The organism is Bradyrhizobium sp. UFLA01-814 (assembly GCF_046718885.1).
Classification (GTDB): domain Bacteria; phylum Pseudomonadota; class Alphaproteobacteria; order Rhizobiales; family Xanthobacteraceae; genus Bradyrhizobium; species Bradyrhizobium elkanii.
Map to the genome: position 1 here is coordinate 1 of NZ_JAQOSR010000200.1, position 14,032 is coordinate 14,032.

10 protein-coding genes are annotated in these 14,032 nt (G+C 58.7%); 8 read left to right on the forward strand and 2 right to left on the reverse strand.

Annotation, left to right across the window (positions count from 1 at the left end):
• The 3 genes from PMN64_RS37360 to PMN64_RS37370 form a co-directional block, all read left to right on the forward strand.
• A partial coding sequence (locus tag PMN64_RS37360) for a TCP-1/cpn60 chaperonin family protein (RefSeq protein WP_411784369.1) occupies nt 1–522 on the forward strand: 522 nt, incomplete at its 5' end.
• Nucleotides 523–548: 26 nt separating this feature from the next.
• Complete coding sequence (locus tag PMN64_RS37365; protein WP_411784370.1) at nt 549–1,169, forward strand: WYL domain-containing protein; 621 nt, start codon at nt 549–551, stop codon at nt 1,167–1,169.
• 245 nt (nt 1,170–1,414) lie between these two features.
• Complete coding sequence (locus PMN64_RS37370) at nt 1,415–1,720, forward strand: hypothetical protein (protein ID WP_411784371.1); 306 nt, start codon at nt 1,415–1,417, stop codon at nt 1,718–1,720.
• A 303-nt stretch (nt 1,721–2,023) separates the two neighbouring features.
• Here PMN64_RS37370 and PMN64_RS37375 read toward each other — a convergent pair whose 3' ends face one another.
• Nucleotides 2,024–3,265 carry a cytochrome P450 gene (locus PMN64_RS37375; protein WP_411784372.1) on the reverse strand — a complete coding sequence of 414 codons (1,242 nt, stop codon included), beginning with the start codon at nt 3,263–3,265 and terminating at the stop codon, nt 2,024–2,026.
• A 1,028-nt stretch (nt 3,266–4,293) separates the two neighbouring features.
• On the opposite strand from PMN64_RS37375, the gene tssA reads away from it, so the two are divergent.
• The 4 genes from tssA to PMN64_RS37395 all read left to right on the forward strand — a co-directional run bounded on the left by tssA (nt 4,294) and on the right by PMN64_RS37395 (nt 10,246).
• On the forward strand, nt 4,294–5,880 hold the full coding sequence (gene tssA / locus PMN64_RS37380; protein ID WP_411784373.1) for a type VI secretion system protein TssA: 1,587 nt from the start codon (nt 4,294–4,296) through the stop codon (nt 5,878–5,880).
• Between the two features lie 354 nt (nt 5,881–6,234).
• A complete protein-coding gene (locus tag PMN64_RS37385; RefSeq protein ID WP_411784374.1) occupies nt 6,235–6,414 on the forward strand; it encodes a hypothetical protein in 180 nt (59 codons plus the stop codon).
• Nucleotides 6,415–6,606: 192 nt separating this feature from the next.
• Complete coding sequence (locus PMN64_RS37390) at nt 6,607–9,864, forward strand: AMP-binding protein (RefSeq protein ID WP_411784375.1); 3,258 nt, start codon at nt 6,607–6,609, stop codon at nt 9,862–9,864.
• Between the two features lie 211 nt (nt 9,865–10,075).
• Nucleotides 10,076–10,246: a hypothetical protein gene (locus tag PMN64_RS37395; protein WP_411784376.1), complete on the forward strand. Its 171-nt coding sequence runs from the start codon at nt 10,076–10,078 to the stop codon at nt 10,244–10,246.
• 187 nt (nt 10,247–10,433) lie between these two features.
• Here PMN64_RS37395 and PMN64_RS37400 read toward each other — a convergent pair whose 3' ends face one another.
• A complete protein-coding gene (locus PMN64_RS37400) occupies nt 10,434–11,288 on the reverse strand; it encodes a Bug family tripartite tricarboxylate transporter substrate binding protein (protein ID WP_411784377.1) in 855 nt (284 codons plus the stop codon).
• A gap of 313 nt (nt 11,289–11,601) precedes the next feature.
• On the opposite strand from PMN64_RS37400, the gene PMN64_RS37405 reads away from it, so the two are divergent.
• Nucleotides 11,602–13,362 (forward strand): adenylate/guanylate cyclase domain-containing protein, encoded by a 1,761-nt coding sequence (locus PMN64_RS37405; RefSeq protein ID WP_411784378.1) that lies wholly within the window; start codon nt 11,602–11,604, stop codon nt 13,360–13,362.
• Nucleotides 13,363–14,032: the final 670 nt, after the last annotated feature.

Sequence of the window (14,032 nt, forward strand, 5' to 3'; positions counted from 1 at the left end):
GCGGTGATCCGCGTCGGCGGCGCGACCGAGGTCGAGGTGAAGGAGCGCAAGGATCGCGTTGATGACGCGATGCATGCAACCCGCGCGGCTGTCGAGGAAGGCATCCTGCCGGGTGGCGGCGTCGCTCTGCTGCGTGCCACTGAAGCGCTCAAGGGCCTGCGCACCAAGAACGACGACCAGAAGACCGGCGTCGAGATCGTGCGCAAGGCGCTGTCTTGGCCGGCCCGTCAGATCGCGATCAACGCCGGTGAAGACGGCTCGGTCGTGGTCGGCAAGGTCCTGGAGAAGACGCAGTACTCATACGGCTTCGATGCGCAGACGGGCGAGTACAGCAATCTGGTCTCCAAGGGCATCATCGACCCGACCAAGGTCGTGCGAACCGCAGTCCAGAACGCTGCCTCCGTGGCGGCGCTCCTGATTACCACCGAGGCCATGGTCGCCGAGTTGCCGAAGAAGCCAACTGCAGTGCCCGCGATGCCTCCGGGTGGTGGCATGGGCGGCATGGGTGGGATGGACTTCTGACCCGGCCCCGTCACCGGAACCAAAAAATGCGAAAACCCCGGCAGCGATGCCGGGGTTTTCTACTTGAGGCGCGGACTCACAACGAGTCTCTCGGTGGTGCTGGTGCCGAAGCGATCCGCGAGCGGATCGTCAGTCTTCCGCCGGGATCACATGGCCAGACCTTCATTGAGACCATTCGTTTTGCCGCCGCCAACCGCTTGCTGGTCAATCTCGACTATCGCGACCAACAGGGCAAGCGATCCACTCGCGCAATCGAAGTCTATTCCTTGCGGCGATCCCGCGCGGGCGATGTTCTGTTGATGGCAGTTCGTGCAGATAGCGGTCAGCCGCGCAGCTATCGCCTCGACAGCATTCTGGGAGTTTCGCAGACGCAGACAACATTCTCGCCACGCTATCCGATCGAGTTGACGCCGACAGGCTCGCAGTCGATCCCTCTAACGTCACGGCCTGCTGGCCTTGTGCTGCCGCGAGCCTCAACGCGCCGTCGATCACGTGCGTCAAGCAGCGGCCCCACTTATGTCTTTCGTTGCACGGTCTGCGGCAAGCTGTTCGAGCGCAAGACCCACGACAGTACGCTGCGGCCCCACAAGAACCGTGCTGGCTATCAGTGTTACGGCACATACGGAGCCTATGTCCGGACGAAATAGCGGCTGGGTCGCCGCATGAACAAGCTTCAACAGGCTCTGGTCGTTTTGGGTCGTTTCGAGCGCAAAGAATTCAGTTAGCCTCGGTGGCGGAAAACCTGCTCGTGCAGGTTTCGAGGCTTGCGGCTGCCCGTCACTGAAAAAGGCTTCGTCGGCCCGGCAAACACCCTGTTGCTGACAGTGGTCAGTTTGATTGCGGCGCTGTTTTGCTACTGGAATGTTGACCGTCAACGTCGCATATTTCAGGGATGACCAAGGCGCTCGGCACCAAAGAACAGAAGATCATGGATTATCTCCATGAGCATGTCTTCGACCCGGTTTTAGTGTCACCGACTGCCTCTAACAGCCTTAAGCAGGGCATCAGGCTAACAATTATCCGTATGACGGAGCGCGACGCCGTCGGAATGGTCGATTATTTCTGGGCAGCTCTGAAGGGGACCCCGCGAAGCGTCGGTTTCGCCGCTAAGATGAAGAAGGAGGGGTTCGACCGATTTGAGGAGACATTTGAGGAGTTTCGGGATCGCTTTGGCAATGATTTTCTGAGGCGACCGTGACGCCCAAGGACCCAGAGACCCCAACCAAGTTCGCTAAGCAGATCATTGACATCGCGAGGCGAAACGCCTGCGCGTAATCCTACGCCCGAGGAGGGCGGGGCTTGCACGTTTCCAGGCCGTTGGGAAATGCGCCATACGAAGGCAGGCTCGTGGGGCAATGCGAGTTTAGTCGAAAGGTACCGCCGCTAGCGCGATGGCAACCTTCAGCGGGGCGCGCCGGTCCGCTTGCAGTGGCGAAACTGGTCAAAAGGACACCGAAAGGTTCTGCCCTGCAGGCCATTCCTCATTTCCGGGAATCACAGCCTAGGCTATGAGTCGGACAGGGAGTGCAGAATAACCGTGCACGAAGTTGGACGCAACTCGCTGCGGTTCGCCAATGATCTCGACCTCCAAGCGTGCATTCAGCATCTCCTCCCAGAGGATTTTCAGCTGCAGCTGCGCAAGATGTCGACCGACGCAACGATGGATGCCGAATCCGAACGAAAGATGTTGACGCACGTTCTTGCGATCAATCACGAATCTGTTGGCATCCTCGATCACCTCATCGTCGCGGTTACCGGAGATGTACCACATGACGACCTTGTCGCCTTTCCTGATTTGCTTGCCCCTCATGATGGCATCAGTGGTGGCGTTGCGGCGCATGTGCGCGATGGGTGTCTGATACCGTATAATCTCGGACACAGCGCTCGACACCAAGCTGGGGTTATCCCGTAGCTTTTGTAGCTCGGACGGATGCTGATTCATGAACAGCAGACCTCCGGTGATCGAATTGCGCGTGGTGTCGTTCCCGCCCACGATCAGGAGAATGAGATTTCCGAGGAACTCACGTGGCTCCATTTGCCGGGTCGCGTATGAATGCGCCATCATCGAAATGAGATCAAGGCGCGGCTCGGCATTTATCCGCTCATTCCAAAGCCGAGTGAAATAGTCCAAGCACTCGGACAGGATTGCGCTTCGCTTATCCCAGCTGTCGATGGCGTGGCCCATTTTCGGTGTTGTGACGGCTATGTCCGACCAGTACGTCAGGAGCCGCCGGTCCTCAAATGGAAAATCAAACAGCGTGGCCAGCATCTGCGTCGTCAACTCAATCGAGACCATATCCACCCAGTTGAAGGGATCATTGCGCGGCAAGCCTTCCAGAATCGTTTTGACACGACGGCGGATCAATCCTTCGAGCTTCGCCAGATTGTCCGGTGCGACTATCGGACTTACGGTGTTGCGCTGTTCGGCATGTTTAGGAGGACCCATCTTAATGAAGCTCGGAGTCCAATGCTCCTCGGGCACGTCGACGATTGTCACGCCTTGCTCTGACGTAAATATTTTGTGATTTGTGTCGACCTCCACGATATCGCGGTATTTGGTGATCGACCAATATGGACCGTATGGGCTGTCCTGGCAGTAGTGAACGGGGTCGTCTCTTCGCAGCCGTTCGAAGCAAGGCCATATGCTGTCATCTTCAAAGCGCTTTGCTTCGCTTACATCCAAATTGGTCAACGGAATGCTGTACGCATCTTCGTCTCCGCGTGCTTCCAAGAGCGTTTTCATGGCCGCCTCCTTAGTCTTGGCTCTCTGGAGAGCTCATGATCTCTGCAAGACTTCAATCGCATGGTTTCGTTGCCGGATGCTTCCGTCGGAAAGGGGTTCTCGTCCGAATAGGCAAAGAATATCCAAAAGCGCAGCGGGGCCCCCCTACCATTTCCGGCAGGAGCGAGGCCAGTTACTTTGTGTGTACGAATGCCGAACGCCGTCAGGTGCGGTCTCCACCTCCCTTTCCGGAATACTCGCGATGGTCAGCTTATCCAGTGGCCGCTAATTGATTGCGGTTCTTGTCGGGCTTCGCCCTTCCGGCGGCCCAAAGGTCTCGCTGTCGCCGTCGGAACTGGTCGAGGTCGCGGAGACAGCGCGAACCGGTTAGACATTGAACTAGCCTATGGTTGACCTGCTTGATGCCGACGCTGTGGTCACGGTCATAGCCGAGGTGGCGTCGCTTTATGATTGATGTCCGGGGCGGACGCCTCAACATTGCAATGGAGTGCGGACGAGCTGCCGCCAGGCGATTGCAAGCTTGCCACGACCGCGTAGGACATAGCCGGCCCGTCAGAAAACGGCCGGAGCCTCGATGAGACCGGCTTTGCTTGGCCAAAGAAGCATGCTCCGGTCGACGTGGTTGCCAGTTTGGGTACGGGATGGCTCGGGCGATTTCCTTCGTTCGTGATGTAGGACTGGAGGTGTCCCGGCGATGAACTAGAGGCTCCGTATTGGACAAATCCGCGCCTGCGGGGCGGTGATTAACCGACCATCAGGAGACCAACGTCTCTGATGTCGGACTTGCCACATGCTGTCGGGAACATGACACTCGTGGCTAGGCATATAGTTTCGACAAACCAAGCTATTGCCATTGGCATAAGGCTTGAAGGACTCAAATAGGAATGAGCTCCAGTAGCGCCTGCAGGAGTGGCAGCGGTGGCTTACAAAATTGTCGTCTTTTGGTTTATTTTGTGCGGCGGATGCGCAGCCGACCGTGCCAATGCCGCGATCGGTCGCAATGCATTTTCTTGCATGGCTTTGTGTCCATGATCGATTACTGGATTGCGGTTCGTGCCGACATTGATGCGCGCGTGCAACTGGGCGCTGCGCCGGTGCCGGGCCCAGCACCTGCCGGCAGCAATATACGTGAGGCGGCTGAATTCGAACGGCTCGAAGCTGAGGTGCGACGCATGGACGCCGACGGGCCGCTTGCGGTTGATTGGCGGACGGTCGTTGTGCTGTCGCTCGACATCCTGTCGAAGCAGTCAAAAGACATTCTGGTCGCCTGCTGGGCGACCTACGGCCTGTTTCGTACCGAAGGCTATCAAGGGCTCGCCGTCGGCTTGGGCGTTCTGCGCTGCACGTTGGACGCCTATTGGGAGGAGCTTTTTCCACCGGTCAAGCAGGAACGCGCGCGGGCCGGCGCGATCGATTGGCTCGTTGGTCGCCTGAGGCTGACAATAGTCGAGAATGCCCCGACTGAAGCCGATTATCCCGCTGTGCTCGACGCCTATGATGCCCTCGATGATCTTGCTCGCCTGCTCAGCCAGAAGCTTACCGACGAGCAGGTCGCTTTGGAGAATTTGTTCAGGGCGCTGAAATCGCATTACGAAGAAGCCAAGCACGCGATCGCCGCCGCAGCAGAGCGGGTGGCTGAGGTGGCCCAAGCTGACGAGCAAGCGGTCGCTGCGCCGGTGGAGTCCACCCCTCCAGTCGAGGCTGCTCAAGCGGCAATTGGATCGATCGGTGCCGGCGGCGACTGGGCCGGCTTGATCGACCGTTTGCTCAATATGCTACGGCAAGCTGCTGCCGCCCGGCGCGTCGTCGCGCCCGCAGACCCGAAAGTCTATCTGCTCAATCGCGTTGGCTCGTGGATGCGCTTTGACGAACTGCCGCCCGATATGGGTGGCCGCACGACGATGTTGCCGCCCGGCGATGAAATTTGCGCATTTGAGGCGAAGGTTGCGGCCGATCAGCACGGCGCAGTCGTGAATATGGCCGAAGAGTTGGTCTGGACCCAACCGTTCTGGCTCGATGCTCACCGGCACGCTGCAAATGCTCTGGAGAAAATGGGGCCATTATTTGAGCCTGCTGCTACGGCTGTGCGCGCGGCAGTCGCCTTGCTGGCCAGATGTTATCCACGAATCCTGGATTGTCAGTTCAACGACGGCCGGCCGTACGCCGACGAGGAAACGCGCGCCTGGCTCGCCGTGGGGGAAACGGAGCGGTGTGATCCTGTCGAGGCAAAGATTGCCGAGGCAGACAGGCTCATCGATGCTGGACAGCCGCAGGCCGCATTCAAGAAGCTGTCAAGTGTGTTGGACGGGATGACCTCGGAACGTGGCCGGTTCATCGGCCGACTTGCGCAAGCACGTTTTTGCATCGACACCGGCTTCGTCACGACAGCCATTCCGCTGCTCGAACACCTGGAACAGGTTGTTGTCGAACACAGGCTCGAAAGCTGGGAGCCTGCGCTTGCGCTCGATGCTGCCGAACTGCGCTATAGTGCGATAACTCATCCCGAGGCACCGCAACTCATCGACGAGCCTCCTCGCCGCGCCGCGCTTGAACAGATCCGAAGGCGGGTAGCAAGCATCGATATCGCTCGCATGAGCCAACTCGGTCGCAACTGATTTTGTCAGGGATTAAGTTGGGCTAACGCATATGGCGCAGGAACGAGCGCGCGGCCGCGGCTCTTGAGCGAGCTGTCCTTAAGGCCGAGTCAGCGGATCAACGAGCTTTCTTTAGGAGAGCTGGCGCTACGACCGATATAAGCTCACAACCATCGCCGACGTCGTCACCTCGACCACCGACGTCTCGCTACTGGATTAGATTCTCGTCGAGACCAAGATTACCCGGCACGATGAGGGGCACGACCTAGTGCGCCGCGGCGTCGCAGCTTTCGCCGCCGAGCTCATCAAGCCGAATAGAGCCAGTGAACAGCTCAACGACGCGCTGGACGGCGCGGAAAGCAACGCACAGTACACATGGCCAGCGAGAACCGGATCGATCAACCCGTTCTGACCGCGCCCGAGGATCTCAGCGATCGGATCGTCGTCGGCGGCATCGGAATTGGTCACTCAAGTCCGCTCGGAATCCTTGTCGTTGACTTAGCGAGGAAGGGTCGTTTTGCTGAATTTCACAGCTCTTCGTGGCTGATTTTGTAGACTTATAGGTATCCAAATACGTGCAGCTTGGATACATATAGATTGACGAACCTGCTTGAGCGCAGCCGAGGTGCCTGCGGTCGATTGCCGGACGACGTTATCCGCTATTCCGCCCTTCAATGTGTTTGATGGGCTTTGGAAGATGACTCCAACAGCGCAGCTACGGAGTGACATCGACGAGAGGGAGCGGCGTTGTCGAATATCATCAGGGAATTGCAGGACGGTACCGCGCGCAAGAGCGCCGGTAGGCACCCGTTTGCGTGCATTCGAGATCTCCTCGCCGAACATGCGAACAATGCGCCGGAGCGCCACGCCATTCTGGCGCCCGCACGCCTGCCGATGACGTATGGTGCGCTGTGGACGCTGGCAAACGAAGTGGTTTTTGGGCTGCGGAACATCGGCGTGCGCCGAACTGACCGGGTCGCGGTGGTGTTCTCGGGCGGACCAGAGGCTGCAGTGGCGGCGATCACGGTTGCTGCCGGCGCGGTTTGTGTGCCTCTCAATCCCGGCTTTACCTGTGATGAATACCAGCGTTATTTTGGCGAATTGCACCTCGCAGCGCTATTGACGCACGCTGAACTGAATACGGCCAGCCGACGCGCCGCCCGCATCCAGGGCGTGCCCGTGATCGACGTGTCGATGCGGCCTAACCAGGGGGCCGGCGCGTTCAGTGTTGTCGATGCAGCAACGGAAAGGCTGGCCGACGGCGAGTTTGCGTCCAGCGCTGACGACGCGTTCATCCTGATGACATCAGGCAGTACGTCGCGGCCCAAAACGGTCCCTCTGACCCATGCGAGCGTCTGTCTGTCGGCCTACAATGTTGGCGCCGCCTTGGAGCTTGAGGCGCAAGACCGATTGCTGAGCGTGCTGCCTCTCTTTCATGGGCATGGCTTGATATCCGGATTGCTGGCCGCGCTTGCGGCAGGCTCCAGTGCGGTCTGTCCGTCCGGCTTCGATGCAACAGCGTTCTTTGGCTGGCTGACGGAATTTCGACCAACCTGGTACACGGCGGTACCGGCAATCCATCGCGCGCTATTGGCGGCGGCGGATCCCTACAGGCAGGCCGCGCAGCGGTCCTCCTTGCGGCTCGTTCGTTCGGCCTCGACGTCTCTGCCGTCGGAAGTGCTCGACGGACTGGAGGCGTTGTTTGGTGTTCCCGTTATCGACACCTACGGCATGACGGAGGCTGCCACCCAGATCGCTGCAAATCCCTTGCAGCGGCAAAAGCGCGGTTCAGTCGGTCGGCCGGCCGGCCCCGAGATCGCGATACTGGACAGGGGAGGCCGTCGCTTGCCATCCGGCAAGCGCGGAGAGATCGCGCTGCGAGGTCCCACCATAACCAGGGGGTACGGCAATGATGCCGCCGCTACTGCGTCCGCATTTCAGGACGGCTGGTTCCGGACAGGCGACCTCGGATACCTGGACGCCGACCGGTATCTCTTTATCGTCGGTCGCATCAAGGAGATCATCCATAAGGGCGGGCAGAAGATTGCCCCCGCCGAGGTAGAGAGCGCTTTGCTGAGCCACCCGGCTGTGATCGAAGCCGCTGTTTTCCCTGTCCCCCATGAGCGACTAGGCGCGGACGTCGCCGCCGCTATTGTGCTGCGTCAGGACGCAAAGGTGAGTGTACAAAGTCTCCGAGACTTTGCCCGAGGACGCCTGGCCGGGTTTAAGGCCCCTGGCCTCATCCTGATTGTGCCGGATATCCCGAAAGGCGCTGGCGGGAAGATCAAGCGCAATGAACTTGCGGCCGCCTTTTCAAAGGATCGACCAGTCCAGGACCGCGGCAAGGCAGTTGCCCCCAGCTCGGAATTGGAGCGTCAACTGGCCGGTATCTGGAAGGACATCCTGAACATCGATCAGATCGGCGTTGACCAGGATGTCTTCGCGCTCGGGGTGGATTCACTTGCCATGACGCAGATGGTTCTGCGTGTGGAAGAGCGCTTCGGCATCACCCTGTCATTCGAGGACATCTTCAATTCGTCGACGGTTGCCGCTCTTGCGCTTCGTCTTGAATCATCAAAGGAGGACGCCGGCTCCTTACCACGCCCGGACCACCATCGGCCAACGCAGATATCGCGCGGCGATGGAGATGGCCCACAGCCGGTGTCTATCGTGCAGGAGCGCATGCTACGCATCGAGCGAAAACTACCCGGACTACCCCAGTTCAACCTGCCGTTCGCTTATCGATTGCAGGGCCGACTCAACATTCCCGCGCTCGAGCAGAGCCTCGTCGGGCTCGTGCGTCGGCACGACATGCTGCGCTCGGTGTTTATCTGGCAGGGTGACGTACCGCTCGCTCGCATCGTCCCGGACGTCGATGTCAGATCAATCCTGAGCGTGAAGGATTATACAGCCGCGGCGCCTACCGCAGATCCCCGGACAAAGGAGCTTCTGCTGGCACGGGCGAAGTTGGAAGCCGAGCAGGGCTCCTTGGAGCCGATCGACATGAACAATGCGCCGCTGTTCCGGGCCTATATCTTCCGGCTCGGCGCCAGTGACCACGTCTTGCTTCTGGTCATGCACGATATCATCATTGACGGCTGGTCGATGGCAATCTTCATGGAGGAGCTCTTGGAGATCTATGCCGCTTCGATTGCCGGTGCGAAGCCGCAGCTGCCCAAACCATCGTTTCAGTTTACCGACTTCGCTCGCTGGCAGCGTTTGTGGTCCAGCACCGAGGAGGCGAACAGACAGTTCGTTTATTGGAAGCGGTGCCTCGACAAGGCCTCACCTCCATTTGCGGCTCCGAAAAGCAGCGTTGGAGGTGAATTGACCTCGCGCGTTCTTCAGGAACCATTTCAAATATCGAACCATCTGGTGACGCAGTTGAGCACCATGAGCCGTGATCGGGGCGTAACTCTGTTCATGAGTTTACTCGCCGGTTTCAAGACCTTGCTGTTGCTCCGGAGCGAGCGCAACGACATTTGCGTAGCGACCTTGATGGCCAATCGGCCTCAACTTTGGACAGAACGCGTGATCGGGCCGTTCGCGAACACGACGATCATCCGCACCCAACTAGATGTTGATCTAACCTTCAGCGAAGCGCTTAGTCGCGTGCGCAAGGCGGTCTTGGAGGCTTACGCCAGACAAGAACTTCCCTTCGATCTCATTGGCAGCCGACTAGCCGAAGAAACCGGCTTATGCCCGGCATCACTCGTTCAAGTTTATTTCGTTCTCCAAGTTGCATTCCGCCGCGCGCTCCAGCTGCCTGATCTGTCGGTTCGGCCGTTCGGCTACCAGGAAGAACGGTCTGCCATGCCGATCGATCGGGCCTGGCTTTCGATGACGCTTAAGGACACGCCGTCTGGGATGACCGGCATATGCGGGCGTAAGGACGACTTATTCGAACCAAACGCCGTCCAGAATTGGACTGCCGATTACACGGCAATCTTGGCCAATGCGGCCGCAAACCCCAACGCGCAGCTTGGCCGATTGATTGATCCTTGAAACGATCAGGTCAGTCGCACCAAGGCGGGGAAAGAGGGCAAGGCTTTGCGCCGGTGTCCTGCCACGCGCAAGGTCGCCCAAAATTCGTTCGATCCGAGTATCATCCAGCTTGATTTTCCACTAGAAATTGTCAACAATTTAGCCGCGTATTGGACAAGGAATTGATCAAATCTAATTTTGCCACTTGGAGGCGGCGATGTGTAGATTTGCAGTGGATCTCATCGACTTCGAGGAATTGACCGAGGCGCAAAGGAAAGCACTGCTGAAGGACCTACAGAAGCGCAGGGATGCCCTGGAAGCGCAGCTGAAGGGTGTCAATGAATCGCTGAAGGGCGTCAATCAAGCTCTCAAGACGGTCCAGAAAGGATCAAAGCGCCGTTAGTGCCCGGACCGCCCTGATAAGGCCGCAATCTGGTCCGTGCTTCATCCGTGCAACGGCTCCGTGATGGGTGCTCGAGGCAGCGCCCAAACATGGGCTTGCCGAACGCGGAAAAGATGGCGAAGCGTCTGAATCGACGCTGCGACAGGGTCTGAAACCCTTAGTCACGTCATGATTTGTTGCGGCTGTGTCAGGGTAGAATTCCGAGCACTTTAAGTACTGGCGCCCACTGGGCGTGGTCTTTCTCATGCATCGCTCGTGCCTCAACACCGGATCGCCATGCATGCTTAAATCCGAGAGTTTGCAGTTTCTCTTGAGAACGCTCCGATGCTTGCCGGAAGATCTCGGAGAGACGGGCGACTTCCTCCGCTGATGTTTCCGGCGGCGCGAGGATGCCGACCCATCCTTCCGTTTCAATCCCGCTGCCGGTTTGCGCAAGAATGCGAAGCGAATCTTGAAACGGGAGAAAGTCTGGAAAAGGAACAACCGCGACCGCGACGTGCCCCCCGAGGACACTGAGGATTGCCGGCGCCGACCCTTGATAGGGCACGTGCACCATCGGCACTCCGTAGTCGTTGAAAAGTTTTGTAGCTATGAGATGGGGAACGCTCCCGGCGCCTGCGGTGGCTACGGTGCGATATTTCTCCTCGCGCGAGGCTTTCTTCATATAGTCAGCAAGATGCGCGGCAGCGTCGTTTCTCGTGGCAGCAACGTATGAGAAGGTCGCCAAAATTCCGATGGGCACAAGCTCGCTTTGAGGAGACGTTCTGAGCGACGACGTGGAGGACATGAACAAGAGTGTCCGAGCCCCCTTTTGCCGAAGTACCCAATCCGCCGCTATCGCCCCTCCCGCGCCAGGTCGATTTTCCACGATCGTCGAGGTTCCCGTAATCTGCTCTGCTGCTTCAGCAATTATTCTGGCTGCGGTTGAAGAGGTTCCCCCTGCCGCAAATCCCACAACCAATGTAATCTGCCCATCATTTGGCAGTGCGGGACTGGAGAGCATCACAAGCGCGGCGAGAATTAGCGGCGTCAGTCTCGTCATGCGCTGATCCCTTTTTCGACCAGTATCGCGATTGTCAAAGACAACTGGACCACGCGCCCTTCAAGGCCGCAACCTCCGAAAGAACGTCATCTGACCGGCCTGGCGCTCTCCGGCACACTGCGGGCGCGCCCATCCGTCCGTGAATCGCGCGCGGTTGGCCGTTAAAACAGGCAGAATTCGATACCGAGGTCGATCTCGCCGATCTCGTACGCGGGTTGGCGGGGCCTACGCCGGTGTTTGGAGTGCGATAGACACTTCATGGTTCTGACAATAGACTTTGATTAAAGATCGGATCGGATCAGGGCGGGCTTTTATGGCCGCAGACCGCGTCGAACGGCGACTGAGTGCTATTTTCGTGGCCGATGTGGCCGGCTACAGCCGCCTAATGGGTGCTGATGAGGAGGGTACGCACGCCCGGCTGAACGAACATCTGTCCGCGCTCGCCCATCCCGAGATCGAAAAGCACGGCGGGCGGCTCATCAGAAGCGCCGGCGACGGAATCTTAGTGGAGTTTGCCAGCGTGGTCGGCGCGATGCGATGCGCCGTCGCGATACAGCGTGGCATGATCACCAGAAACGCCGATGTGCGAATCGAGAAACGGATCGAGTTCCGCATTGGTATCAATGCCGGCGACATCATTATCGAAGGCGGCGATATCTTTGGCGACGGGGTAAACGTTGCGGCTCGGCTCGAGGCGCTTTGCGAGCCGGGCGGTATCTGTATGTCGCAACGCGTGCGAGAAGATACGCAGGATAAGCTTGACGTCGAATTCGAGGATAGTGGCGAGCATCAACTGAAGAACATCGCGCGGCCGGTGCGGGTCTATCGCGTTTCGTTCGGCAACGCTCTGGCGCGACCCGCGCTTGCGCTTCCCGAAAAGCCATCGGTCGCTGTCCTGGCTTTTGAGAATATGAGTCGCGACCCGGAGCAGGAGTACTTTGCGGATGGAATTTCTGAAGACATTATCACCGAGTTGTCCCGCTTCTCCGACTTGTTCGTGATCGCCCGCAATTCGAGTTTTCGATACAAGGGCAGAGCGGTTGATTTGCGTCGGGTGGGTCGAGAACTCGGCGTGCGCTATGTTCTGGAGGGTAGCGTTCGTCGGGGCACTGACCGAGTTCGGATCACGGCACAGCTGATTGATGCTGCAAGTGGCGTCCACCGCTGGGCCGAGCGCTATGACCAGAAGTTGAAGGATGTATTTGCGATCCAGGACGACGTGGCGCGGACGATCGCCGCAATTCTGGTCGCGCATGTCAACATGGCGGAAGCCGAGCGCACCTTGCTCAAGCCGCCCGCGACTTGGCAGGCCTATGATCACTACATGCGCGCATCTGCTGCCTGGATATCGTTTCAGTCCTCGTGGCAAATGGCGGAATTATTGAGGACACGAGGTCACCTTGCAGATTCGCTGGCCATCGATCCGAAATATGCCCGTTGCTATACAATGCTGGCCAGCACGCACCGGGTGGCTTGGCTCAATCCCCTGAATGATGAATATTTGCGCCCGACTATCCTTGATCTGGCCATCAAACTGGCGCGCACGGCAATTGCGCTCAATCCGAGCCTGCCCGAAGCCTATGCTGAATTGGGCTATAACATTGTCCGGAGGCGCGACTTCGACGCAGCGACTGCCGCTGCTGAAAGAGCGCTTGCGTTAAACCCCAATTTCGCGGATTACCGCCTTGCGCAAATATTCTACTCGGTGGGAGAGCCGACAAGAGCTATTGCCATCGCCAAGCTGCAAATGCGCCTTGATCCATTCCATCCACATTTTGCGCCGTTGATGGCCGGCGTAGCTCACTACCACCTCAAAGAGTACCACGATGCCCAACATTGGTTGACTGAAGCGATTGGCCGCGCGCCCAATCACCAGTATGGCCACGCCTTCTTGGCCGCGACGTACGCTCAACTGGGACGAATAGAAGATGCTCGTGCAGAGGCAAGCGAGGTTCTGCGCCTGAATCCAAAATACAGCATCAGCGGGACCCAGAAGCAGGTATCCATTCTCAAACGCGCCGAAGACTTGGAACATTTGGTTGATGGCCTGCGAAAGGCCGGCCTTCCACCATAATCTTAACAAATGCGCAGCGGCAAACCGGGCTGCAGGATCGAGCCGAGTAGGCAAAGCGTAGGCCGCCAGGGTACGAGGCGGCAGCAGGAGCGAGGGCGACCAGCGCGGTTGAAGTCGCACTCTGACGAAGAGTTGGACGGCCATCGGCCCCAGTTTCTCTCCGTAGGGGGCTGGGGCCGTTTTCCATTGCTGTTGAGGAACGAGGACACCGCCCTGACAATCCAAGGCGCCCAGTCTGGACCGGGCACGAACAAATCACTTGGACGCGGCGCACTACGGCTTCTTCGGCGTTGCCGGGGCCTCGACCGTTGCGCTCATCATTTTGCGTGAGCTGGCCTCTCATCGGATGACGATCTATCTCACTGGAGACTCCGGCCTCAGCTTGCATCCTCTCTCTGAGGCAAGCGCAACCGCCGGTGTGGTCCGCGGGGGGCTCTGTACGCTGCAGAATTTATATCGCGCCATTTAACGGCTCACGGCCGCGATTTGGATCCAGGTTCTTTAAGAAGCCGTTGGTGAGGCGGACAAAGCGCTTCTGCGTCATCCGCCGCGTGAGCTGCTGGCGCTCCAAATAGATGAGCTTCGGCAGGAAAGGAAAATTCAGTTTGCTGGGCGGAGTGAGATCGGGTCGTTAAGGATCCGCCAGGAGGCCGCCAACTGAGCCGCCTCC